At 32.8% G+C, this 24,958-nt stretch carries 21 protein-coding genes; 8 read left to right on the top strand and 13 right to left on the bottom strand.

Going from position 1 to position 24,958, the window contains the following annotated elements; translation table 11 throughout:
- Positions 1 to 49: 49 nt before the first annotated feature.
- The 4 genes from C8N27_RS11870 to C8N27_RS11855 form a co-directional block, all read right to left on the bottom strand.
- Positions 50 to 2,275 (bottom strand): NADP-dependent isocitrate dehydrogenase, encoded by a 2,226-nt coding sequence (locus C8N27_RS11870; protein ID WP_121147538.1) that lies wholly within the window; start codon positions 2,273 to 2,275, stop codon positions 50 to 52.
- 716 nt (positions 2,276 to 2,991) lie between these two features.
- Positions 2,992 to 3,339 (bottom strand): 50S ribosomal protein L19, encoded by a 348-nt coding sequence (gene rplS, locus C8N27_RS11865; protein ID WP_099213784.1) that lies wholly within the window; start codon positions 3,337 to 3,339, stop codon positions 2,992 to 2,994.
- 122 nt (positions 3,340 to 3,461) lie between these two features.
- Positions 3,462 to 4,136, bottom strand: a complete 675-nt coding sequence (trmD, locus tag C8N27_RS11860) for a tRNA (guanosine(37)-N1)-methyltransferase TrmD (protein ID WP_121147537.1) — start codon at positions 4,134 to 4,136, stop codon at positions 3,462 to 3,464.
- Positions 4,137 to 4,165: 29 nt separating this feature from the next.
- Complete coding sequence (locus C8N27_RS11855) at positions 4,166 to 5,026, bottom strand: RluA family pseudouridine synthase (RefSeq protein ID WP_121147536.1); 861 nt, start codon at positions 5,024 to 5,026, stop codon at positions 4,166 to 4,168.
- A 314-nt stretch (positions 5,027 to 5,340) separates the two neighbouring features.
- Here C8N27_RS11855 and C8N27_RS11850 point away from each other — a divergent pair, with 314 nt between their 5' ends.
- Positions 5,341 to 6,354 carry a glycosyl hydrolase family 17 protein gene (locus C8N27_RS11850; protein ID WP_121147535.1) on the top strand — a complete coding sequence of 338 codons (1,014 nt, stop codon included), beginning with the start codon at positions 5,341 to 5,343 and terminating at the stop codon, positions 6,352 to 6,354.
- 52 nt (positions 6,355 to 6,406) lie between these two features.
- Here the strand turns inward: C8N27_RS11850 and C8N27_RS11845 are convergent, their stop codons facing one another.
- The 4 genes from C8N27_RS11845 to C8N27_RS11830 form a co-directional block, all read right to left on the bottom strand.
- Positions 6,407 to 9,661, bottom strand: coding sequence for a S41 family peptidase (locus C8N27_RS11845; protein WP_121147534.1), 3,255 nt, complete (start codon positions 9,659 to 9,661; stop codon positions 6,407 to 6,409).
- 87 nt (positions 9,662 to 9,748) lie between these two features.
- Complete coding sequence (gene ggt, locus C8N27_RS11840) at positions 9,749 to 11,428, bottom strand: gamma-glutamyltransferase (RefSeq protein ID WP_121147533.1); 1,680 nt, start codon at positions 11,426 to 11,428, stop codon at positions 9,749 to 9,751.
- Positions 11,429 to 11,433: 5 nt separating this feature from the next.
- Entirely contained in the window at positions 11,434 to 12,021 is a 588-nt protein-coding gene (locus C8N27_RS11835) for an acyl carrier protein phosphodiesterase (protein WP_099213779.1), read from the bottom strand.
- Positions 12,022 to 12,085: 64 nt separating this feature from the next.
- The gene (locus C8N27_RS11830; protein ID WP_099213778.1) at positions 12,086 to 13,549 is read right to left on the bottom strand and encodes an aminoacyl-histidine dipeptidase; all 1,464 of its coding nucleotides are present in this window, start codon (positions 13,547 to 13,549) and stop codon (positions 12,086 to 12,088) included.
- Positions 13,550 to 13,619: 70 nt separating this feature from the next.
- On the opposite strand from C8N27_RS11830, the gene recR reads away from it, so the two are divergent.
- The gene (recR, locus tag C8N27_RS11825; protein ID WP_121147532.1) at positions 13,620 to 14,237 is read left to right on the top strand and encodes a recombination mediator RecR; all 618 of its coding nucleotides are present in this window, start codon (positions 13,620 to 13,622) and stop codon (positions 14,235 to 14,237) included.
- A 56-nt stretch (positions 14,238 to 14,293) separates the two neighbouring features.
- Here recR and C8N27_RS11820 read toward each other — a convergent pair whose 3' ends face one another.
- The 5 genes from C8N27_RS11820 to C8N27_RS11800 form a co-directional block, all read right to left on the bottom strand.
- Positions 14,294 to 14,695, bottom strand: coding sequence for a lipocalin-like domain-containing protein (locus tag C8N27_RS11820; protein ID WP_121147531.1), 402 nt, complete (start codon positions 14,693 to 14,695; stop codon positions 14,294 to 14,296).
- A 72-nt stretch (positions 14,696 to 14,767) separates the two neighbouring features.
- A complete protein-coding gene (locus C8N27_RS11815; RefSeq protein ID WP_121147530.1) occupies positions 14,768 to 15,358 on the bottom strand; it encodes a CopD family protein in 591 nt (196 codons plus the stop codon).
- Between the two features lie 2 nt (positions 15,359 to 15,360).
- Positions 15,361 to 16,389 carry a ferrochelatase gene (gene hemH / locus C8N27_RS11810; protein ID WP_121147529.1) on the bottom strand — a complete coding sequence of 343 codons (1,029 nt, stop codon included), beginning with the start codon at positions 16,387 to 16,389 and terminating at the stop codon, positions 15,361 to 15,363.
- Positions 16,390 to 16,402: 13 nt separating this feature from the next.
- A complete protein-coding gene (locus C8N27_RS11805; RefSeq protein WP_121147528.1) occupies positions 16,403 to 16,918 on the bottom strand; it encodes a TrmH family RNA methyltransferase in 516 nt (171 codons plus the stop codon).
- A 49-nt stretch (positions 16,919 to 16,967) separates the two neighbouring features.
- Entirely contained in the window at positions 16,968 to 17,849 is an 882-nt protein-coding gene (locus tag C8N27_RS11800) for a helix-turn-helix transcriptional regulator (protein WP_099213772.1), read from the bottom strand.
- A 211-nt stretch (positions 17,850 to 18,060) separates the two neighbouring features.
- Here C8N27_RS11800 and hemA point away from each other — a divergent pair, with 211 nt between their 5' ends.
- The 6 genes from hemA to C8N27_RS11770 are packed head-to-tail and all read left to right on the top strand — an operon-like array spanning position 18,061 to position 24,915.
- The gene (hemA, locus tag C8N27_RS11795; RefSeq protein WP_099213896.1) at positions 18,061 to 19,332 is read left to right on the top strand and encodes a glutamyl-tRNA reductase; all 1,272 of its coding nucleotides are present in this window, start codon (positions 18,061 to 18,063) and stop codon (positions 19,330 to 19,332) included.
- Positions 19,316 to 20,902: a hydroxymethylbilane synthase gene (gene hemC, locus C8N27_RS11790; RefSeq protein WP_121147527.1), complete on the top strand. Its 1,587-nt coding sequence runs from the start codon at positions 19,316 to 19,318 to the stop codon at positions 20,900 to 20,902. Before hemA ends, hemC begins: the two co-directional genes overlap by 17 nt.
- A 3-nt stretch (positions 20,903 to 20,905) precedes the next feature.
- Complete coding sequence (gene hemB, locus C8N27_RS11785; protein WP_121147526.1) at positions 20,906 to 21,868, top strand: porphobilinogen synthase; 963 nt, start codon at positions 20,906 to 20,908, stop codon at positions 21,866 to 21,868.
- Positions 21,869 to 21,926: 58 nt separating this feature from the next.
- Positions 21,927 to 23,216, top strand: coding sequence for a glutamate-1-semialdehyde 2,1-aminomutase (gene hemL / locus C8N27_RS11780; RefSeq protein ID WP_121147525.1), 1,290 nt, complete (start codon positions 21,927 to 21,929; stop codon positions 23,214 to 23,216).
- A gap of 44 nt (positions 23,217 to 23,260) precedes the next feature.
- A complete protein-coding gene (hemE, locus tag C8N27_RS11775; RefSeq protein WP_121147524.1) occupies positions 23,261 to 24,292 on the top strand; it encodes a uroporphyrinogen decarboxylase in 1,032 nt (343 codons plus the stop codon).
- 20 nt (positions 24,293 to 24,312) lie between these two features.
- Entirely contained in the window at positions 24,313 to 24,915 is a 603-nt protein-coding gene (locus C8N27_RS11770; RefSeq protein WP_121147523.1) for a TlpA family protein disulfide reductase, read from the top strand.
- Positions 24,916 to 24,958 lie beyond the last annotated feature (43 nt).

Raw genomic sequence — 24,958 nt, 5'->3', positions numbered from 1 at the left:
AAAGCAGGTGATTTTATCACCTGCTTTTGAATTTTATATAATTGTTTAATTATATGTTTTGTATAATACTATTAAGAGTTTTGCTTGGCTGCATTACCTCATTAGCTAAAGTATCATTAGGTTCATAATATCCTCCAATGTTAACAGCTTTACCTTGTACAGAATTTAATTCTTCAACAATAGTAGTTTCATTCGTAGCCATTTTTTCTGCAATAGGAGCGAATTGAGCTTTTAAATCAGCATCTTTATCTTGAGATGCTAAAGCTTGTGCCCAATACATAGCTAAATAAAAATGAGAACCTCTATTGTCTAATTCTCCAGTTTTTCTTGAAGGCCCTTTTTTGTTGTCTAATAACTTATCTGTAGCATCATCTAAAGTTTCAGCTAATACTTTTGCTTTACTATTATCATTTGTTTCACCTAAGTGCTCTAAAGAAACAGCTAAAGCTAAAAATTCACCTAAAGAATCCCAGCGTAAGTGGTTTTCTTCAACTAATTGTTGAACATGCTTTGGGGCAGATCCTCCAGCACCCGTTTCAAACAATCCACCACCATTCATTAATGGTACGATAGATAACATTTTTGCTGAAGTTCCTAATTCTAAAATAGGGAATAAGTCAGTTAAGTAATCACGTAATACATTTCCTGTTACTGAAATAGTTTCTTTACCTGCTTTAACTCTCTCTAAAGTATATTTAGTAGCTTCTACTTGAGATAAGATTTTAATTTCTAATCCAGTAGTATCGTGATCTTGTAAGTACTTTTCTACTTTTTTAATAATCTCTCTATCATGAGCTCTTTCTTCACCTAGCCAAAAAACTGCAGGTGCTTCTGTAGCTCTTGCACGAGTAACAGCTAATTTTACCCAATCTTGAATAGGTGCGTCTTTTGTTTGACACATTCTCCAAATATCGCCAGCTTCAACAGTATGCTCTAATAAAGTAGTTCCGTTGGCATCAATCACTTCAACTTTTCCATTAGAAGTAATTTCAAATGTTTTATCATGAGAACCGTATTCTTCAGCCTTTTGAGCCATTAAGCCTACGTTAGGAACTGTACCCATTGTAGTAGGATCAAAAGCACCATTCTTTTTACAGAAATCAATAGTTTCTTGGTATAAACCAGCATAAGAACTATCAGGAATTACAGCTTTAGCATCTTGAGGCTTTCCTTCTTTATTCCACATTTGACCTGAAGTACGAATCATTGCCGGCATAGAAGCATCAATAATTACGTCAGAAGGAACGTGTAAATTGGTAATTCCTTTGTCAGAATTTACCATTGCAACATCAGGGTTACTAGTGTAAATAGCTTCAATATCTGCTAGAATTTCTGCTTTTTTATCAGCAGATAACTCTTCAAGGTTACTTAGTAAGTTACCAAAACCGTTATTTACATCTACACCAATTTCTTTAAAGGTATCACCATGCTTAGCAAATAAATCTTTAAAGAAAACACGAACAGCATGACCAAAAATAATAGGGTCAGAAACCTTCATCATAGTTGCTTTCATATGTAAAGAGAATAATACTCCTTTGTCGTTAGCGTCTTTAACTTGTTCTTCTAAGAAAGTTAATAATGCTTTTTTACTCATTACAGAAGCATCAATAACTTCTTTCGCTAATAATGATAAGTTATCTTTTAATATAGTTTTGTTTCCATTATCATCTGTATGTACAATTTGTACATTAGTTGCATTTGGTACAGTAACTGATTTTTCACTGTGTGCAAAATCACCTTCTGTCATTGTTGAAACGTGAGTTTTAGAGTCGGAACTCCAAGCTCCCATTGAATGAGGATTCTTTTTTGCGTAGTTTTTTACAGCTTTTGGAGCTCTACGGTCAGAGTTACCTTCACGTAAAACAGGGTTTACTGCAGATCCTTTCACTTTATTATAACGTGCTAAAATTGCTTTTTCTTCATCAGTAGTAGCTTCTTCAGGATAATCAGGTAAAGCATATCCTAAAGCTTGTAGCTCTTTTATAGCCGCTTTTAATTGAGGAACAGAAGCTGAAATGTTAGGAAGTTTAATAATGTTAGCTTCTGGTTTTTTTGCTAAATCTCCTAAAAAAGCTAAAGCGTCTTCAACTTGTTGTTCTTTAGGTAAAAAGTCTGAAAAATTAGCAAGAATACGACCAGCAAGAGAAATATCTTTGGTTTCTACTTCTATGTTAGATGATTTTGTAAAAGCTTTTACGATTGGTAAAAACGAACGAGTAGCTAATGCTGGAGCTTCATCCGTTTTTGTGTACATAATTTTAGCAGTCTTATTCATATTTATAAGTAATAAATTAAATTATATTTTGAAGTGATGCAAATTTAAGAATTACGGGTGAGTTTTTTGATAGTAAATTATTATTAATTGGGGTGTTTTGTTGTGAATATGATAATTTAGAAAAGAGAAATGGAGATTTTGTTATTAAAAACAAAAGCCATATCAAACAATTTCTTGTAATTGACATGGCTTTCTTGAAATAGTAAGAGGTACTGATTTGTATTACTACATAATCAAATAAAACAGTGTTTATGCTTTTTCCTTAGAAAAAGCTACGTTACCATCTCAAAAAGAAACTCCACTTTATAAATTATACCATTCATAAAATAAAAGCTTCAGTGTTTTTAAACAGGTTAGTTAAGCTAAATATAAACCAATAATACTTATAAACTTATAACTAGAAAACTATAAATTATTAATAACTTACAATTAATCAAAAAATTATGATGATTGTATTTAGTCTTGATTCTGTTTAAAAACAAAATATATAAAGAACGTTACTTTAAAGGTTTACTTTTGGTGATTAATATAGCTAACTATAACTCTGACGTCACTTACTTTGTAAACTCTTTTCCAAAGATAAGAAATAATTATCTCTTTTTGTTGGATTTAAGTGTTTTGTTATCAACAGTTTAAATAAGTGTGTTATTAACAAATGTGAATAAAAAAACACCATGATTATCATGGTGTTTTTTAGTTTTCTTAATAAGAAGCTTTTAACGTCTTCTTTCTTTAATTTTTGCTTTTTTACCAGTAAGACCTCTAAAGTAGTAAATACGAGCTCTACGTACTTTACCTGTTTTATTAATCTCAATCTTTTGGATAGATGGTAAGTTGATAGGGAAGATACGCTCAACACCTACAGTACCAGACATTTTTCTGATAGTAAATGTTTCTGAAGCACCACTTCCTCTTTTTTGGATAACAACTCCTCTAAAGAACTGAGTACGAACTTTGTCTCCTTCTCTAATTTCGTAGTATACTGTAATAGTATCTCCAGCTGCGAATTCTGGTAATTCGTTTTTTGTTACAAATTCGTCTTGAACAAATTTTACTAAATCCATTTCCTTGTTATTTATGGTTGTATAAAAGCAACATTCACGATTTTCGTCAGAGGTTGATTTTGTGGCTGCAAATTTAAAACTTTTCTTTTGATAAAAAAAATAAATAAATTGTTGATTATTAGTTAATCTAACAAATCAGGACGTATTTCTTTAGTTCGTTTGTATGCTTGTTGAGAGCGCCACTCTTCAATTTTAGGAAAATTACCCGATAATAATACTTCAGGTACTTTCATTCCCTCATATTCAGAAGGTCTCGTGTATACAGGAGGTGATAGTAGGTTGTCTTGAAAACTATCTGTTAAAGCAGAAGTTTCATCACCTAAAACCCCAGGAATTAAACGGATAACAGCATCACATAAAACTGCTGCAGCCAATTCTCCTCCAGTTAATACATAATCTCCAATAGAAATTTCTTTGGTAACAAATTTATCACGCACACGTTGGTCGACACCTTTATAATGCCCAGTTAAAATAATAATATTTTCCTTTAATGAAAGAGTGTTTGCTGTAGCTTGATTTAGGGTTTTAGCATCGGGGGTCATATATATGATTTCATCATATGTTCTTTCTGATTGAAGTTTTTCAATACATTTTGCAATGGGCTCAATCATTAAAACCATTCCAGCACCTCCGCCAAATTGGTAATCGTCTATTTGACGATAGTTGCCAAAACCATATTCTCGTAGGTTATGAAAATGAACTTCAGCGAGTCCTTTGTCAATAGCCCTCTTCATCATCGAATTTTCAAATGGGCTTTTTATTAAGTCGGGTTCAACCGTAATAATATCTATTCGCATGCGGCAAAGATAGATGATTTAAAGGAGATTTATTGTGGAAAATTTTTTTTGAATTTCTTAGGAAGTTCTTTTGTAATATTGATTGTTTCTTTAGTAAATGGATGTGTAAAGGAAAGGGTAGATGCATGTAAGAACAATCCCTTTCCGTTTAAAACCAAATCTTTTATAAAGTATTCTTTATCACCTAAAATTGGATTACCGATAGTAAACAAATGTTTGCGTAATTGGTGTTTTCTTCCAGTTTTAGGAGTTAATTTAACTAAGTTCAAAAAATCAAATCTAGGTGATTTAACAGTTTCAATAACATCAAACGAAGTAAAAGCATTTTTATCACTTATAGGAGAATCTATTTCTCCATTTAGTTTCATTTTACCAATACAAATAGCATGATATATTTTATGAATTTCTTTCTTTTCAAATAGTTGGTTTAACGCAATAATACTTGTTGTAGTTTTTCCAATGAGCAAGAGTCCGCTTGTAGGATAATCTAATCGGTGTACAGGGCGTGGACGAGTAGCATCAGCTAGTGTGCTTTTTTGCAGGTTTTGTGTAAGAGCATTGTCAATTGTAGCAAAAGAATTTCCACTTACTAAGATTCCTGAAGGTTTATAAATAATAGCTAAGTAGTCATCTTCGTAAAGAATTTCTAAAGGAAAATTAAATTGTTTTTTCTTAAGAATTTCTTCTGTTTGAAATAAGTCAATAGTTTCTCCTCCGTTAATATATAAAGCTGTTGTAGCTGTTTTACCATTAACATTTACTAATCCTTTTTTAATAGCTTTTTTTATGCCAGATTTTGTAGGAATAGTTTTGAAAATTCCAACAGCATATTCTTGTAGTCGAATAGGGGCTATTATATTTTTTACGTTGTGAGTTTCAGAAATTTTCAAAAAAGAAGGACTTTGTTTTGTTCAAAACTAGTCAATAAAATTAAAATGAGATGTTATTTATAGCCATAAAAAGAGAAAAATAGTTACGAATGGTGACAAATGTGAGTAAATAATAAGGTAAAACAATTCTTTTAAAGTTGTATGTTGGAAGTATAAAGGACATACTTGAAAGATTGATGAGGAATTAGGAACTACCTTTTTTTGTTTTATAAAATAACTCTCTTACCTCATTTTTATACGTTTAAAGATGTTTTTAAAAAAAGATATTAAAGATGTAGTAATTTTAATAATCAAACAACAAAAACTAATTAATAATGAATCATTCAATATTTAAATCAATTATAGGAGTTAATTTTAGTAATACTTTTCAAAGTGCAGGAAAACAAGTAAGTGCAACAAAAGCAGCTGTGCAAATAAAAGCAACTGGCGTTAAAACGGTTAAGATGTTTACGTACAATCAGGCAGATTGTATTAGTGCTTTTGCTAAGGAAGGATTGCAAGTTTTAGTTGATGTGCCAAATGGAGATTTAAAAGCTTGTGCTAAAAATGATTCAACTACCATTAATACAATTGTAGATGTGTTATCTAACAACGCTAGCTCCATTCCTATGATTTGTGTTGGAAACGAACCTTTAGGAAGTTGGTGGAATAATGCATACGCCCCATATCTTGTAGAAGCTATAACAAATATTAAAACAGCTATAAAAGCAAAAGGATTATCTGCCAAAGTAACTGTTCCTTTTAACTATGCTATTATGGGGAATTCATATCCGCCTTCAGCAGGAGCTTTCAATAGTAGTCTTAAGAATACAATTTTAGATGTTTGTGCTATTTTAAAAGAAGATAATTCAGTGTTTATGGTTAATGTATATCCATTTATTACTCAAAATAATCAGCCAAATAATGTTCATTTAGATTATTGTTTGTTTACTGCAGGTGAAAAGCATTGGGTTCATGATGGAAGTTATACATATAAAAATATTTTTGATGCAATGTATGATGCATTATATGTAGCATTAGGAAATAATGGATATGGAAGCTTACCTATTGTTATTGGTGAAGCAGGATGGCCTACAGGGCCTACAGTTACTTACTCTACAGCAACAAAAGCAAATGCACGAACATTTAATCAAAATTTAATTAATCATTGTAAAAGTGGAAACGGAACACCACGTAACCCTAATGTTAGAATTCCTTGTTTTATTTTTGAAATGTATGATGAAGATAAGAAGCCAACTGGTGCTGGTCTTTTTGAGCAACATTGGGGAGTTAATGGATATAATTCTCAAAATAAAAATTATGAAGCTAAGTATAGTTTAACTTGGTAACTAGTTGTATGATAAAAAAAAGGATAGTTAATTAACTATCCTTTTTTTATTTTTAATACCCATCAGGTCTTTTCCATCGAACAGGTGGAGCAGGCTCAGGCTTAGGAATGAATTCATTAGTTTTTAGTAAGCGTAAAGCTTCATTAACAGCCTTTTCGAGTTGAGGGTCTTTTCCTTTTAAAACTTTACTAGGTTCTTGGTGTACTTCAATATCAGGAGCTACACCTTCACCTTCAACAGCCCAATTACCATCTAAATCAAAAAATCCACCACGAGGAGCAACCATTCTACCACCATCAATAAAAGCAGGTGTATCCCATGTTCCTACTAAACCTCCCCACGTACGAGTTCCTACTAAAGGCCCTATTTTTCTTTCTTTAAACATGTAAGGGAAAAGGTCCCCTCCAGAGCCAGCACGTTCGTTAATAATCATCACTTTTGGTCCCCAAATACCAGCAATTGGGGTTGTCCATGGTTTTCTTTTATTAGCCTTACTGTTAAAATATCCAAAAGGTTTTCTAGATAATATATCAATCATATAATCGGCTGCGCTACCACCTCCATTATTTCTTTCATCTATAATAACTCCTTTTTTATCTTGCTGAGAAAAATAATAGCGATTAAAAGAGGTAAATCCGTTGTTTGATGTGTTCGGAACATATACATACGCTAATTTTCCGTTAGACAGTTTATCAACTTTCCTTCTGTTTTCTTCTACCCAGTCTATAGAACGTAAACTTCTTTCGCTAGCAACAGGTTTTACCAAAATGGTTTTTGCTCCCTTAACTATAGGTTTAGAATTTACCTTAATATAAATTTCTCTTCCAGCTGTTTGCTCTAAGGCTTTATATAAATTGTCTTCTGAAGTAAGGGTAACTCCATTAACTTCTAATAAATAATCTCCTTCTTTAACATCAATTCCAGGAAGCCCTAATGGGGCCTTAATAGAAGGATTCCAACGCTCTCCTTTGTATATTTTAGAAAACTTGTATAAACCATTTGCTTTTTCAAAATCACAACCTAATAATCCAACAGGAACATAGTTGGTTTTAGGAGTATCACCTCCGTAAACGTATGAATGACCAATAGCAACTTCACCACTCATAATGTCTACAACATAGTTTAAGTCAGTTCTGTGTCTTACATGATCAATCCATGGAGCGTACCATTGGTAGATTTTATCCCATGGGGCACCGTGTACATTGTCAACATATAAAAAATCTCTCATATAGCGCCAACCTTCTTTAAAGATTTGATGAGCTTCAGCTTTTGGATCGACCTTAATTTTTAAATTGGTTTTTATAGAGCCTTTACCAGGTTTTACTGGAGATTTACTACTAACAATACTCCAGTTTCCTTTACTTGATAGTAATACAGATTCTCTATCTTCTGAAACTGTTATTGAACGAGCTTCTTTGGTAAATTCAGTCGCTTTTTCTTTTGAAATATCATAGTCGTGAATAGTAGTACTTGGGCTGTTTTCATTTGCTTCTGCTACAAAAACATGATTTTTTGGAGCTTTGTATAAAGCTGTATAATTTTTAGCAGGCAATTTTAAAGCAATAGCTCTATTGAAAATGCCTTCTTCATCAATCACAACTTTTATTTTATCAGCTTCTTTTGATGTTTTTTTATCGTTTTTTTCTTCTTCTTTGCTCTTTTCTTCAGAATCTTTTTTTTCAGCCTTCTCTTCGTCAGTTTTCGGTAGGTTAGGAGCTTTGTCTTTGCTGTTCAGAACAATTGCATATAAACTACGTGTTACTGAAGGGTCGTAAGAACTCATGTCTAGCCATCCAGATGCTAACCCGTAGTTGGTGCTAGCCAAGGTGTAAATATATTTTCCTGAAGCATCCCATACAGGAGAAATAGCATCTGCTAAAGGATCTGTAATTTGAACTGTTTTTTTAGAACTGATTTGGTATACGTAAATAGACTTAAAATGATTTTCGTTTTGTTTTGCATAAGCAATCCAATCACTATCAGGTGACCATTTCGGATTCATGGTTCTATTCGGATGAGCAAAATTATCGGTAGCTATTTTTTCAGCCTTCTTAGTTTCTAAGTTAAGAACCCAAATATTAAAATGCGTATCGGTAAACGATACATATTTTCCATTAGGAGACCAATCAGGTTTGAAATAAAAAGTAGGATTAGGAATTTTAATATATGATTTATTATCTCCATTTTGGTCGGCAATTATTAACTCGTATTCTCCATTTTTGTCAGAAAACCAAGCTACTTTATCTCCTTTTGGAGACCAAATAGGGTGCCTATCAGCAACACCTGAAGAGTTGGTTAAGTTTCTCCAAGTACCATTTTCTTTAGGAACAGTAAAAATTTCACCGCGGTATTCAAAAATGGCTCTTTTTCCTTTAGGAGAAATATTAGGGTTCGTTAAATTTCTTCCTTTTACATCCATCCAACGCGTTCTTGCATAGTTTAAATCACCATGAACTGTTATGGGTATTTGCTTGGTAGCTGAGGTGCTAGGGTTTAAAAAGTGGATGTACCCTCCTTGTTCATAAACAATCCCGTTTGAATTAGCATCCAGACTTTTTACGTCGAATTTTTTATGAAATGTAAGTTGTTTTTCTTGTTTCGTTGTTAAATTATATGACCAAATATTACTAGTGTAGTCTCTTTCAGAAATGTAGTAAACACTACCGTTATACCAAACAGGATCTAAATGCCTTTCTTTATCTTTTTGAGGAGTTTTAACTAGTTTTTGATTTTGCATATTCAAAATCCAAATAGGCATTGCTTGACCACCACGATAGTTTCTCCATTCTGCATCCCAACTAGTAATAGGAGTATAGGCGAGATATTTACCATTTTTTGAAAATTCTCCATAAGCAGCTCTTGGAACTTTTACAGCTTCAGGTAAGCCTCCCTTTAATGAAACAGTATAAAACTTATTTGTTTGAGTAGGTCTGCTTTTTCTAGAAGAACGGAATACAATTTTGTTGTCAGGTGTCCAGCCTTGTACAAAGTCACCACTTGGATGATAAGTTAAACGTTTGGGTTCACCACCAGTAGCAGGAATTACATATACATCAGTATTCCCATCGTACTGTGCGGTAAACGCGATCATAGTGCCATCATTAGAGAAATGCGGGTTTGACTCATAGCCATCATCGCTGGTAAGTCGTATGGCATCTCCGCCTTTAATCGGAGCCTTCCAAAGGTCGTTTGCATAAACAAAAACAACCTCAGAATTAGATATCGTAGGTTGTCTTAATAAACGTGTTCCTTGAGAGAAACCAGTATAACAAACTGTTAAAGTAAGTAAGGTTAGTATTTTTTTCATGTTTTTTGAAATTTTAAACTTTAAAGCTACTTAATTAGCTGTTAAAGGAAGTGAAAAATTTGTTAAAACATGAAAGTCTAAAAAAAACTAAAAACCAATAGCGGTATCATCACCTCTAGGATCTGCACCGCCTTCTAGTTTACCATTAGGAAGTACTAAAATAGCATCTACTTTTCCGATAACAGGTGAGTTTGTTTCATCTAATTTGTATCCTAATTGTTGTAATTCTTTTTTTACTTTTTTGTTAAAACCTTTAGGCTCCATTTTAATAACATCAGGTAGCCATTGGTGATGGAAACGTGTTTGATTCACGGCTTCTTGTATTCCCATGTCAAATTCATGAACATTTAAAATGGTTTGTAATACGGAAGTAATAATTGTTGAGCCTCCAGGAGTTCCTACAACCATATGTAGTTGACCATTTTTCTCTACAATAGTAGGAGTCATAGAACTCAACATACGTTTTTCAGGTTCTATTTTATTAGCTTCAGCTCCAACTAAACCGAACATGTTTGGTACACCTGGTTTGCTTGAAAAATCATCCATTTCGTTGTTTAAGAAGAACCCTAAGTCAGCGCAATATAGCTTAGAACCATAAGCACCGTTAATTGTTGTGGTAGCAGAAACAGCATTTCCAAATTGATCAACAATAGAGTAGTGGGTGGTTTCATCACTCTCAATCATAGTAATGCTTCCATGAGAGACATCGGTAGAAGAAGTTGCTTTTTTAAAAGAAAAATCATTCATTCGATTTTTTGTGTATTCTTTACTTTTGAGAGTTTCAATTGGAATTTTTACAAAGTCTGGATCACCTAAATAAAAACTTCTATCTGCGTAGGCTCTACGTTCTGCTTCTGTGATAACTTGTATGGACTTTGTTGAGTTATGCCCAAACTTGTCTAAGTCAAAAGGTTCAATTCCATTCATAATTTGTGCTAAACAAATTCCGCCACTGGCAGGTGGGGACATAGAAATGATACGTAAATTGTCGTAGGTAAAGGTAATTGGGGTTCTCCATTTAGCTTCGTATTTAGCCAAATCTTCTTCAGTTATAATTCCGCCATTTGCCTGCATAAAAGTAACGAGACGTTTTGCTGTTTCACCTTTATAAAATTCGTCTCTACCATTTTGTGAAATACGCTCTAAAGTTTTGGCTAAAGCAGGATATTTTATAGTGTCACCCTTTTTCCAAGGTTTATCAAAAAGAATAGGGTTTTTGTTTACCTCTAAAAAATAATGTTGGTATTTTTTTATACGGTCTTCTTGTTTTTGAGTAACAATAACTCCTTTTTTAGCTAAGGCAATGACTGGTTTTAAGATTTCTTGAATAGGTAATGAACCGAATTTTTTATGTGTAGCAAAAACACCAGCAACTGTTCCTGGGATTCCTACTGCCATAGCCCCTAATGTACTTTTGTTTTTAATTACATTTCCTAAGCTATCTAAATACATATCTTTATGAGAAGCAAGAGGCGCTTTTTCACGATAATCTAATGCGCCAATTTCTCCTGTGTTTTTTCGGTATACCATAAATCCACCACCACCAAGGTTTCCAGCGTATGGATATGCTACAGCTAACGCTAATTCAGTGGCAACCATAGCGTCAAAAGCATTTCCTCCTTTTTGTAGAATATCGGATCCAATTTTTGAAGCTTCTTTACGAGCAGAAACTACCATAGCTTTTTCAGTAATTAGACCTACAGCTTTTTCTTTTTTACAGTTGCATAGTAATATTAATGCTGAAAGAAATAAGAATGTTTTTTTCATATGTTTTAGCTTAATTCTTTTAGTTTTTGATGAGAAAATTCGCGTAAATCTTCAAAAAAGGTAGTAAAATCATTTTCAAAAATTTGATAATGCTCTAATAAATCTCCAGTAGCCAAATTCATTTTTGATTTACCATTAGTGCGCTTATTCATTCCATTTAAGACTTCTTGAATTCCCTTAGCAAATTGGTAGTTATATAACCAATTGTATTGTACCATATAAGGAAGTATTTTCTGAGTTTTCTCAGGAAGAATATCAATGTTTTCTTGAAGCAATTTATAAACTGAGTTTACATAAATGTTTAATGGGATTTCTGAGTAATTTCTCCAGTTTTTTGCTAAATAATGATCGTAAAAAATATCAATAATTACACCATCATAGTGTCGGTAACGTTCGTGTAATCTTCGTTTGCTAATTCTAACAATTTTGTGCGCATCTGTATAGGTGTCAATTTCTCGATGTAGTAATATACCTTTTTGAATGTCTTCATGAAAGTGAGAAAACTTATTACCTTTTATATGGTCAGCTATGAAGTTACCAATCATAATATTGGTGTTGCTTTCAGAAAGGTATAAATGCGCTAAAAAATTCATTTTATAAATGTAAACAAAAAACCACAACTGCAACGTTGTGGTTTTAAAGTTTATGTGTAAGTTTTTAATTCTTTACGGGAGTGTTCTTTAAAATTTCTAATAAAAACTTCCAGAATTTTTGTGTTGATGATATTTGTGCGCGCTCATCAGGTGAATGAGCACCTTTAATATTTGGTCCGAAAGAAACCATATCCATTTCTGGATAGTTTTGACCTAAAATACCACATTCTAATCCTGCGTGACATGCAGCTACGATAGGTTTTTCGTTGTGTAATTCTTCGTATAAGTCAGTTACAGTTTTTAATATTTCAGAATTTACGTTTGGTAACCATCCTGGATACGAACCAGAAAATTCTACGTCAAAACCAGCTAATTCAAAAGATGAACGTAACGAGTTTGCTAAGTCCCACTTATTAGTTTCAGAAGAAGAACGTGTTAAACATCCAATTTTAATAGCTCCGTCTTTTACAATAATACGAGCAATATTATTTGAAGTTTCTACTAATCCTTCAATATCAGGACTCATACGGTATACACCATTTAAAGCAGCGTAAACAGCTTTAATCAATCCTTCCTGAACACCTAAGTCCATTACGTTTTCTGGAGTATTAATCTCTTTTAATTCAATAGTAAGGTTAGGTTCTAATGTTGAAAACTCAGCTTTAATATTGTTAATAAGCTCATGTATTTCAAATAAGAAAGGTTCTTTAGAAACAGCATCAATAACTACAGTAGAAAAGCTTTCACGAGGGATAGCGTTACGTAAACTACCTCCATTAATTTCTGCAACACGTAATCCGAAGTTAGTAAAACCGTCAAATAATAAACGGTTCATAATTTTATTCGCGTTTCCTAAACCTTTAATAATATCCATTCCTGAGTGACCACCATTTAATCCTGTAACAGAAATTTCATAGGCGATTGTATTTTCAGGAGTAGCCTCTTCGTTATAGTTTCTAGTAGCCGTAACATCTACACCACCAGCGCATCCCATTCCTATTTCATCATCTTCCTCAGTGTCAAGGTTCAATAAAATTTCACCTTCTAATAATCCACCTTCAAGCCCCATGGCACCAGTCATACCTGTTTCCTCATCAATTGTGAATAAAGCTTCGATAGCTGGGTGAGCAATATCAGTAGACTCTAAAACTCCCATAATAGCAGCAACACCTAAACCGTTGTCAGCTCCTAACGTAGTTCCGTCAGCTTTTACCCAATCACCATCTACAAACATTTTGATCCCTTCAGTGTCAAAATCAAAAACAGTATCAGCATTTTTTTGGTGTACCATGTCTAAATGACTTTGCATAACGACTGTTTTTCTGTCTTCCATTCCAGTTGAAGCAGGCTTGCGAATAATTACATTCCCAACTTTATCAACCATGGTTTCAAGATTTAATTTCTTACCGAAATCTACCATAAACTGAATTACTCTTTCTTCTTTTTTAGAAGGGCGAGGTACAGCGTTTAAGTCGGCAAAATTTTTCCAAACAGCTTTTGGTTCTAGGTTTCTTATCTCTGAATTCATGTGAATTGAAGTTTTAATTTTAAAGCTACGAAGATACTTAATCCTTATCGAAAAATTGTAAATTCGCAACATGGATTTTTCGTCGAAATTATTAGAAAATGCAGTAAATGAAGTAAGTCGGTTACCAGGAATTGGTAAGCGTACAGCACTTCGTTTGGTGTTACACTTATTAAAACAACCGAAAGAAAATACGAAGTATTTAACAGAGGCTTTAACGCATTTACGTAACGATGTAAAATCGTGTAAAAAATGTCATAATATTTCTGATACAGTGTTATGTGATATTTGTAGTAATCCGAAGCGAAATGCTGAGATTGTATGTGTGGTAGAAGATATTCGTGATGTGATGGCGATTGAAAATACAGCGCAATACAGAGGTTTGTACCACGTGTTAGGGGGGAAGATTTCTCCTATTGAAGGGGTCGGTCCTCAAAACTTACAAATAGAATCTTTAGTAGAGAAAGTAAAAGAAGGCGAGATTAAAGAGTTGATTTTTGCTTTAAGCTCTACCATGGAAGGTGATACCACCAACTTTTATATTTACAAACAGATAGAACAATACGGAGTAACAACATCAACCATTGCTAGAGGAATCTCGGTAGGAGATGAGTTGGAATATGCAGATGAGGTTACGCTTGGACGAAGTATTGTGAATAGAATACCGTTTACTCAATCATTAAAAGGATAAAAAAAACAGCTTTGAAATTACTTCACAGCTGTTTTTTGTTGTTAAATGTAAATAGATTATTTTCTCTTAAAAACAGTTATGTCTGTAAGAGTTTCACCATTATATTCTTGTTTGTATACAGATGTCATAGTGTTACCGTTATCAGAAAAAGTAATGCTTGAGTCAGATGATTCACCATTATGAATTCTTGAATAAACTCCATTTCCTTTGTTTGCCCATGTAGCAGAAAATTCATCCTCTATAATACATTTGTCCTCAATAGACTCATATGATATTGAGTTAAAGGTTCCGTTTTCGTTAAAAGTAACAGAAGATTTTTTTTCACAGTCACTTGCTTCTATGCCTTCTTCAGAAAACTTATACCAAGTACCCACTATAGGATCTAAATTGTTTTCATCGTCAGAAGAACAAGCGAATAAGCTAAACATAGCAATTGTTAAAACTAAAATTTTTTTCATAGTTTAATGTGATTTAATTTAAGATTTATAATTTTGCAGCGAAAGTAGTAAAGTGGTCTATTAAAAGAAAAATTAATTGTTATTTTTTTTATCCTCATCCATCAACTCTTGTTCGTATTTATCCCACGATTTTTTAGCTCTTACTTTTTTATAATAACGAATACCAATCATCAATAATACTCCAAATAAGATAATTCCTACCACACCCCAAATCCAGTTAATTGCACTTTTTAAAACCACTAAAAATACAACAGCAAATAAAATTACAGTTGGAATTTCATTAAACATTCGAAGTTTATTAGGTGTGTATTTAATCTCATCACGTTGTAGTTCTTTGTAGATTTTATGGCAAAATCCGTGGTAAAAATACAGCGCTAATACAAAAGCTAATTTTACATGCATCCACGGCATTTTTAAATAATAAGGATTTTTATATAGCATCCAAAAAGCAAAAAAACTTGCTAAAAATAAAGAAGGCCAAGTAATAATATACCATAAACGTTTAGACATTAACTTGTATTGGGTTTGTAATATAGACTTGGCTGGTTCGTCTTTTTTTTCTGCCTCTACATGGTAAATAAACAGACGGCCTATATAAAATAATCCTGCAAACCAAGTTACTACAAATATGATGTGTAATGCCTTTACGTATAAAAAGTCCATAATTAATTTTTATTGAAATCGTCAATCCACCCTGCTAAAACATCTACCCATTCATCATTATCATTAATACAAGGAACAGTGTAAAACTCTTCACCACCAGCTTCCAAAAATTCATGTTTACCCTCCATTGCTATTTCTTCTAAAGTTTCTAAACAATCAGAAACAAAAGCGGGAGTTACTATCGCTAGTTTTTTTATGCCTTCTTTTTCGGCTTTGTTAACAATAGTTCTATCGGTATAAGGTTGTAGCCAAGGATCTACACCTAAGCGAGATTGAAATGAAGTTGATACTTTATTTTCGTCTAGACCTAATTCAGAAATCACATTTTTAGTGGTTTGATAACATTGGTGACGGTAGCAATATTTATGAGCTTCAGAAGAAGTATTACAACAACTTAAATTTCCTGCCTCAGGGTTACAGTGCGATTTTGTAATGTCAGATTTTCTGATGTGTCGCTCAGGTACTCCATGATAAGAGAATAAAATATGGTCGTAATCTTTATCAGATAAATAATCTTTTATGCTATTAGATAATGCTTTGATGTATTCTGGTTTGTTATAAAAAGCAGGTACATCGGTAATTTTCATGTTAGGAAAGAATTCTTTTCTTAACTCTTCAGCTAATACCAAAATAGTTTCAGTAGTTGCCATGGCAAACTGAGGGTATAACGGAACTAATAAAACTTCAGTAACCCCCTTATCATGTAATTCTTGTAATCCACTTTTAATTGATGGATTCCCATAACGCATTGCTAAAGCAACAGGGAGTTCTGTTTTTGCTTGTACTTTGTTTTGTAAACGTTCTGATAGTACAATTAAAGGAGAGCCTTCTTCCCACCAAATTTTTTGATAGGCTTCTGCCGATTTTTTAGGACGAGTATTTAAAATAATACCTTTAACAATAAATGTTCTTAACCAATAAGGAACGTCAATAACACGTTCATCCATTAAAAATTCCCCTAAGTATTTTTTTACGTCTTTCGGGTTTGTACTTTCTGGTGATCCAAGGTTTACTAATAAAACTCCTTTCATATTTTGGCTGAATTTATTTCAGAATCTTTTTATTTAATTGGTTTGTTGTTTCGTATAGAGCAATAGCTAAGCTATGAATTACATTCATGCTAGAGTTACGCCCATACATTGGTATAGCTACAGTTGCATCTACTAAGTTAACGTTTTCTATACCATTTCTTTCGCTACCCAAAAGTAACACAATTTTAGAATGTGAAGTAAAATCGTAATCGCTAATGTTTATACTTTCATCGGTAATTTCAATACCAATAATAGTGTTTCCATCTTCTTTTAATTGATGGATAAGTTGTTCAAAATTCCCATAGGTATCATATGGTATTTGTTGAATAGTATTTCTAGCAGTTTTCTTAACAATTCTGTTATCTATAGAAGGAGAACTTTCATGTAAATAGATTTTAGACACTCCAAAACTTTCAGAAATACGAAAGCACATTCCTATATTTTCAGGAGTACGGATAGCATCACATACAATAGTTACTGGAAAATCTTGCTGATTGTTTTCTATATCATAATGAGTTAGTTGTTTCATTTTGTAAGTTTTTAATTTTGTCTACTGTCTACTGTCTACTGTCTACTGTCTACTGCAAACTCATTACATATTGTTTAGGTGTAGTGCCAAATTTCTTTTTAAAGGCAGAAATAAAGTGGCTAGAAGTACTATAACCAACTTGTAACCCAACTTCATTTACATTGTACTGATTGCTTTCTAATAGTTTACGAGCATGTTCCATTTTATAATCAAATAAAAAGCTGTACACTGTATCACCATAAATTTGCTTAAAACCTTCTTTTAGTTTTTTTAAATTCAAGCCTACTTCATTTGCCAAGTCTTGTAAGCTTGGTGGTTCACTCATTCTAGAAATAATAATATCTTTTGCTTTTCTAATTTTTAAAACCTCACGGTCATCAACTAAGAAAGGACAGTATTCTTCATTGGTGTTTTCGCCACTGTCAAAATGTAAACTCAATAATTCATATGTTTTACCTTTTATATAAAGGTCTCGCATTGAACTCTGGTTTTTTGCAGTTAAAATTTGTTGAAGCACTAATAAAACATTAGCGTTTATTTCTGCATTGTCGTAATATTTCTTGTTTTTATTGTTTTCACTTAAAAAAGGGATATAGCTAGCTTCTTTTGAAAAAAATGTATGAAATTTTTCAATAGAAATTAGCACGGATACCAAAGAGGTTTTTGGTAATATTTCTAAGTTAATTGGTAAATCTTGTTGTGGATTATATAAGAAAATTGAATGCTTGTCTAAAACATTAAAAGTGTAACTGTTATTGTTAAAATGAAATTTACAATTACCTTTAACACAGTAGTGTAGTTGTATGTAAGAGTTGTCAATATCTCTTTTGAAAAACTCTGTTTCGTCAGAGTTATTCTGAAATTTTAGTACAAAAAAGCCCTGTTCTATAGGAACTTCCCTAAATGTACTTTCTGCGATGTTTTTTGACATGGATTCAGTGGTTTTTATAAAACTTACTATTTAGAATGATTCTAAAATAAAATGTTTCTCCTAGTCTATTTTACTGCAAAAATACACTTTTGTGTAAGTTTTTAAGGTGTTTTTGAGTGAAAAAACGAATAGCGACATTAAAAGTTCTTTTAGCGATACTTTTTTTTGTTCAATATTTATATTTTTGACCGACTTTTTTGAAGAAGACTCAATGACAGTAGAAAATAAACATCATAGTAATTTATACAACATAGGCGTTAGTTATAAAAAAGCTGATGCTGCGATTAGGGGGAAATTTAGTATTTCTAAAGAAAATCAAAAACAACTTTTAGAAGAAGCAAAACAAAAAGGAGTAGACGGAATTTTTGTATTGTCTACTTGTAATAGAACAGAGATTTGTGGTTTTGCAGAACACCCTTTTCAGTTAATAAGTATGTTGTGTAAATACTCAAATGGTTCTGTAGAAGAATTTGCCAACGTATCAAACGTATATAAAAATAAAGAAGCCATTAACCATTTGTTTAGAATGGGAACAGGGTTGGATAGCCAAATTTTAGGAGACTACGAAATAGTTGGGCAGTTACGTCAAGCATTTAAGCAAGCTAAAGAAGTAGGAACTACAAATGCATATTTTGAGCGTTTATTGAATCATGTAATGCAAGCAAGCAAGCGAGTTAAAAATGAAACTAAATTAAGTTCAGGTACAACTTCTGTATCGTATGCAGCTGTTCAGTATTTAATTAATAATTTACCAGATTATAATTCAAAAAACATTTTAGTATTCGGTTTAGGTAAAATGGGAAAACATACCTGTAAAAACTTAGCAGAGTATACTCAAAATAAATCGGTAAGTTTAATTAATAGAACCGAAGAAAAAACTTCAGCGTTTGTAAAAGAGCATAGTTCCATAATAAAAGCATCATATGCAAATTTAGCAGAAGAAGTTCATAAAAGTGATGTACTAATTGTTTCTACTGGAGCTAGTTTTCCAACAATTACAAAAGAACATGTTCCTGCAGATAAAGAATTGTTGATTTTAGATTTATCAATGCCAGCGAATGTATCAAAAGAAGTTGCTGATTTAGATAATGTAACGATGGTGAATGTAGATGATCTTTCGAAAATTACAGATGAAACATTAGCAATACGTCAACAAGAAGTACCAGTAGCCGAAGCGATTATTGAAACTCATAACCAAGAATTTCAAGAATGGTTAAATCACAGAAGATTTACCCCAGCAATTACCGCTTTAAAAGAATCATTACAAAACATTCAACAAGGAGAAATAGCCTTCCATAAGAAGAAAATTAAAAATTTTGATGAAGAACAGGCAGAAATATTAACATCAAGATTTATTCAAAAAATAACCACACAATTTGTTAAACACTTAAAAGACGAAGAAACTTCAGTAAATACAAGTATTGAAGTAATGGCTAAAGTGTTCGGAGCAAATTTAGAATCCATCCATGCAGAAGATAATTAGAATAGGTACACGCGATAGCCAATTGGCTATGTGGCAAGCAAAAAAAGTTCAAAAACTTTTAGAAGAATTAGGTCATCAAACTCAATTAATCCCCGTTAAAGCAACGGGTGATTTAGTTTTAGATAAACCCCTTTACGAATTAGGAATCACAGGAATTTTTACTAAAAATTTAGATATCGCCATGTTGAATGACGATATTGATATTGCAGTACATTCCATGAAAGATGTTCCTACAGTATTGCCAGAAGGTATTATACAAGCAGCTGTATTAAAACGTGCGAATTATAACGATATTTTGTTGTTAAAAGACAATGAAGAGTTCATGGCACAACCTAATGGAGTAATTGCTACAGGTAGTTTACGTAGAAAAGCTCAGTGGTTAAATCGCTACCCAACACATACCGTAGAAGGCTTACGTGGAAACGTAAATACACGTTTACAAAAGTTAGAAGATAACGATTGGAACGGAGCTATTTTTGCAGCGGCTGGACTAGAAAGAGTTGGTTTACGACCTAAAGGAGCAGTTAATTTAACGTGGATGATTCCAGCACCAGCTCAAGGTGCGATTATGATTACAGCTTTAGATAAAGATGAAGAAATCAAAGAGATTTGTGCAGAGTTAAATGACAAAGACACCGAGATTTGTACTGGTATAGAGCGTGAGTTCTTAAATCGTTTAGAAGGTGGATGTACAGCACCTATTGGAGCGTTAGCTTTTATAAATGAAAAAGAAGAAGAAATTAACTTTAAAGGAATCTTACTAAGTAGAGACGGTAAAAAGAAAATTGAAGTTAGTAAAAAAGTAAAAGTAGGAAAGCATAAATATGTAGCAAAAGATTGCGCTAATTATGTGATTGATAAAGGAGGGAAGTTAATTATGATGGAAGACGAAGGAATTGAAAAAGAGTTTTCAATCTATTCGACAAAAAAACTATCTGAAGCGCAAAAGAAATTATTACCAACACACATGAGTGTTCAGGATAGTGATTTTATCAAAATTCGTTTTAACAGAATTGCTCCTAAAGTAGTAAAAGAAGAAATAGAAAATGTAATTATTACAAGCAAAAATGGGGTAGAAGCACTTTTAAACTCTTTTACTTCAGACGAATTACAATTTAAAAATATTTATTGTGTTGGAAGAAGAACTAAAAAGTTAATTGAACAACGCATTGGTAAAGTAACACACTCAGAAAGAAATGCTAAAAAACTATCAGAGTATTTATCTAAAGAATTAAAAGGACAAGAGGTAACTTACTTCTGTAGTAATTTGAGATTAGATACGTTACCACTTATTCTTAAGGCGAACGATATTGTTGTAAACGAAGTCGAAGCTTATAAAACAATGTACAGTCCAGCAAAAGTTGATGAAAAAGTAAACGGAGTATTATTTTACAGTCCATCAACAGTTGAAAGCTACATGGAAAAAAACACTGCTGATAAAATAGCTTTTTGTATTGGAGATAGTACTGCTAATGAAGCAAAAAAACATTTTAAAGAAGTACAAATAGCAAAGATGCCAACCGTAGAAAGTGTACTAGAGTTGGTAAACCTTCACTTTGTAAAAGAATAAACTATGTTTAGAACACGCAGACTAAGAAAAACAGAAAATATCCGTCGTTTAGTTCGAGAAAACAAACTATCGGTAGATGATTTTATATACCCATTATTTATTGAAGAAGGAACAGGTATTGAAACAGAAATTCCTTCTATGCCAGGAATCAATCGTTATTCGTTAGATACCATTTCTAAAGAATTAGACGAAGTTGTAGCCTTAAAAATTCCAGCAGTTTTACTATTTGGAATACCATCTAAAAAAGATGATGAAGGCACCGAAACTTGGAACGACAACGGAATTATGCAACAAGCAATCCGATTCATTAAAAAGAACTATCCAAGTTTGTATGTAATTACAGATGTATGTTTCTGTGAATACACCTCACATGGTCACTGTGGAGTTATACACGATAACGATGTAGACAATGATGCTACCTTAGTAAACTTAGCAAAACAAACAGTTTCGCATGCAAAAGCAGGGGCAGATATGGTAGCACCATCAGGAATGATGGACGGAGCAATCGCTATGATGCGTGAATCATTAGATAATACTGGTTTTGCAAACTTACCAATCATGGGATATTCTGTAAAATACGCATCAGGATTTTACGGTCCTTTCAGAGAAGCGGTAGATTCAGCACCATCATTTGGAGATAGAAGAACTTATCAAATGGATCCTTCTAATAGAGATGAAGGATTACGTGAGGCAACTTTTGATGATGAAGAAGGAGCAGATATTTTAATGGTAAAACCAGCCTTATCATACTTAGACATCATTAGAGATTTAAAAAATAATTTCGATAGACCAATCGCTTGCTATAATGTAAGTGGAGAATACTCAATGATAAAAGCAGCCGCTGAAAAAGGATGGATTGATGGTGAAAAAGTAATGATGGAGAGCTTACTTTCTATGAAAAGAGCGGGAGCAGATATTATCATAACTTATTTTGCCAAAGAAGCTGCTAGAGTTTTAATGAGATAATTTAAAAATGAGTTTATCAACTAAAAACTCATAATTAACAACTAATAATTAGCGAAGAATGAGCTTTAAAAAATCACAAGAATTATATAACAAAGGATTAGAAAACTTAGTAGGAGCAGTAAATTCACCAGTACGTGCATTTGCTTCTGTAGGAGGGAATCCTTTATTCATAAAAAAAGCGAAAGGAAGCAAGATTACTGATGTAGATAACAATTCATACATCGATTTAGTATTGTCTTATGGTCCAATGATTTTAGGACACCGTCATAAAAAAGTAGAAAAAGCCATTAGAAAAGCTTTGAAAAAAGGATATTCTTTTGGAGCATCAACAAAAGGTGAAATTAAATTAGCAAAAATTGTTTGTGATGCTTTCCCAGGAATGGACAAAGTTCGTTTTGTAAATTCTGGTACTGAGGCGGTATTAAGCGGAATTCGTTTAGCGAGAGCGTTTACTGGAAAAGACAAAATTATAAAGTTTGCTGGTTGCTACCACGGACACCAAGATGCCTTATTAGTGGCAGCAGGTTCAGGTTTAGCTACGTTGAGTTTACCAGGAAGTAAAGGAGTGCCAGAAGGAGCTGTGAAAAATACGTTGATTGCAAACTACAATGACTTAGAAAGTGTAAAAGCACATTTTGAAGCTCATGATGATATTGCAGGAGTTATTTTAGAACCTATTGCAGGAAATATGGGAGTAGTAACTCCACAAAATGATTTCTTAAAAGAATTAAAAGAGTATGTAAACTCAAAAGGAGCCTTGTTGATTATTGATGAGGTAATGACAGGTTTCCGTTCTAAGTTCGGAGGAGCACAAGAAGTATTAGGTGTTGAAGCTGACATTACTTGTTTAGGAAAAGTAATTGGGGGAGGTTTTCCAGTAGGAGCGTATGGAGCACGTAATGAAATCATGGAAACAGTAGCTCCATTAGGAGGAATGTACCAAGCAGGAACTTTATCAGGAAATCCAATTGCGATGGCAGCGGGAATTTCAACTTTAACAGAATTAAAGAAACAAAATCCGTACGAAAAGTTTAACGAGATTGCTCAGATCATTGAAGTATTTTTGTTAGAATCAGCAAAAAAACATGGAGTTGAAATTACAGTTAACCGATTTGGTTCGATGATAAATCCATTCTTTACCAATAAAAAAGTAACTAACTTTGAAGAAGCACAAACTTCAGATACAAAGAAATATGCTACTTTCTTTTGGGAGATGACTAGAAATGGTGTGTTTTTACCTCCAAGTCAGTTTGAAGCTTGGTTCTTATCATCAGCTTTAACAGAAAAAGATATTCAAGAGATAGCGAACGCCATTGATAAGTCGATGGAAGCAGTATCAAAAATGTAGAATAAATAATTGTCATTACGAGGAAGGATGACATAAAGATAGACATGATAAAAAACGATTTATTTTTAAGAGCTTTAAAAGGAGAAACAGTTGACCGTCCACCAGTATGGATGATGCGTCAAGCAGGAAGGTATTTGCCAGAGTTTATGGAAATTCGAGAAAAGTACGATTTCTTTACACGTTGTAGAACTCCAGAATTAGCTTCAGAAATTACAGTACAACCAATTCGTAGATACGGAATGGATGCTGCGATATTATTCTCAGATATTTTAGTAATTCCACAAGCAATGAATATTGAAGTGGAAATGAAACCTAACTTTGGACCTTATTTGCCAAATCCTGTAAGAGATAAAAAAGGGTTAGACAACGTAATTATACCTGATATTCATGAAGAATTAGGATATGTGATGGATGCTATTAAAGCAACCAAAGAAAAGCTAAACGATGAAATACCATTAATAGGTTTTGCGGGGTCTCCATGGACAATTTTATGTTACGTTGTACAAGGACAAGGGTCTAAAAATTTCGACAAAGCAAAAGAATTTTGTTTCACTCAACCAATTTTGGCACACGAATTGCTTCAGAAGATTACAGATACCACAATTGCATATTTAAAAGAAAAGGTAAAAGCAGGTGTAAACGCTGTACAAGTTTTTGATTCTTGGGGAGGAATGTTATCTCCAACAGATTATCAAGAATTTTCATGGCAGTACATCAATCAAATAATAGAAGCATTGAAAGATGATGCTCCAGTTATTGCTTTTGGTAAAGGGTGTTGGTTTGCCTTACATGAAATGGCACAATCAAACGCCTCAGCTTTAGGAGTAGATTGGACATGTTCTGCAAGAAATGCTCGTTATTTAACAGGAGGAAATATTACCTTACAAGGTAACTTTGATCCTTCAAGATTGTTGTCTCCACCAGCTGAAATAAAAAAGATGGTACACCAAATGATAAATGAGTTTGGTAAAGACAAATATATTGTTAACTTGGGGCACGGAATTTTACCGAACATCCCGCTAGATAATGCAAAGGCATTTATTGACGCGGTTAAAGAGTATAAAGCCGACAGATAACCCCCTTTAAATAATTAAAAATGAAGAATTTATATTTTGTTTTGATGTGTTTTTTAACAACCGTTATTTTCGCACAAAATAAAACGTATTACAATTTTGCAGTAAACAATTGTGTAGAAGAAAGTGCTGAAGGTTTGATTGATAAGTGCATTAAAGGCTCTTATTTGTTAAATTATAATTTTACTACGATGGATAGTAAAACGGTAAGTACTGACAAAATTAACAAGCCAATTGTGCTTATAGCCAATGCAACTTGGTCAGCTCCATGTTGGGGAGATGTACCAGCTTTAAACAAAATGGTTGAAAAATATAATGACCAATTAGAGTTTGTTATGATTTTTTGGGACAAAGAAGCTAAAGTTAAAAGAATGGCTGAAAAACTAGACAAAAGAATCAAACTAGTACCTGCAAGAGAAATAGATAAAGTTAAAAAAGGTTATTTAGATATTAGTGGATTTGTTCACAAACTAGATTACCCTACAGCTTATTTAATTAACAAAGACAAACAATTTGTAAACGTTAAAAGAGGAGCAGCAACACCAACAAAAGAAGTAGGTTGGGATAAAGTAAACGAAATTAATACAAAGAATTTTGAAGACTTTTTAGCACCAATTTTAAAGTAAATAGATTCAACAATATTTTACAGACCTCTTTCTTTATTGAAAG

The organism is Tenacibaculum discolor (assembly GCF_003664185.1).
Lineage (GTDB): Bacteria > Bacteroidota > Bacteroidia > Flavobacteriales > Flavobacteriaceae > Polaribacter > Polaribacter discolor.
This window is presented reverse-complemented; position numbering and strand designations above follow the sequence as displayed.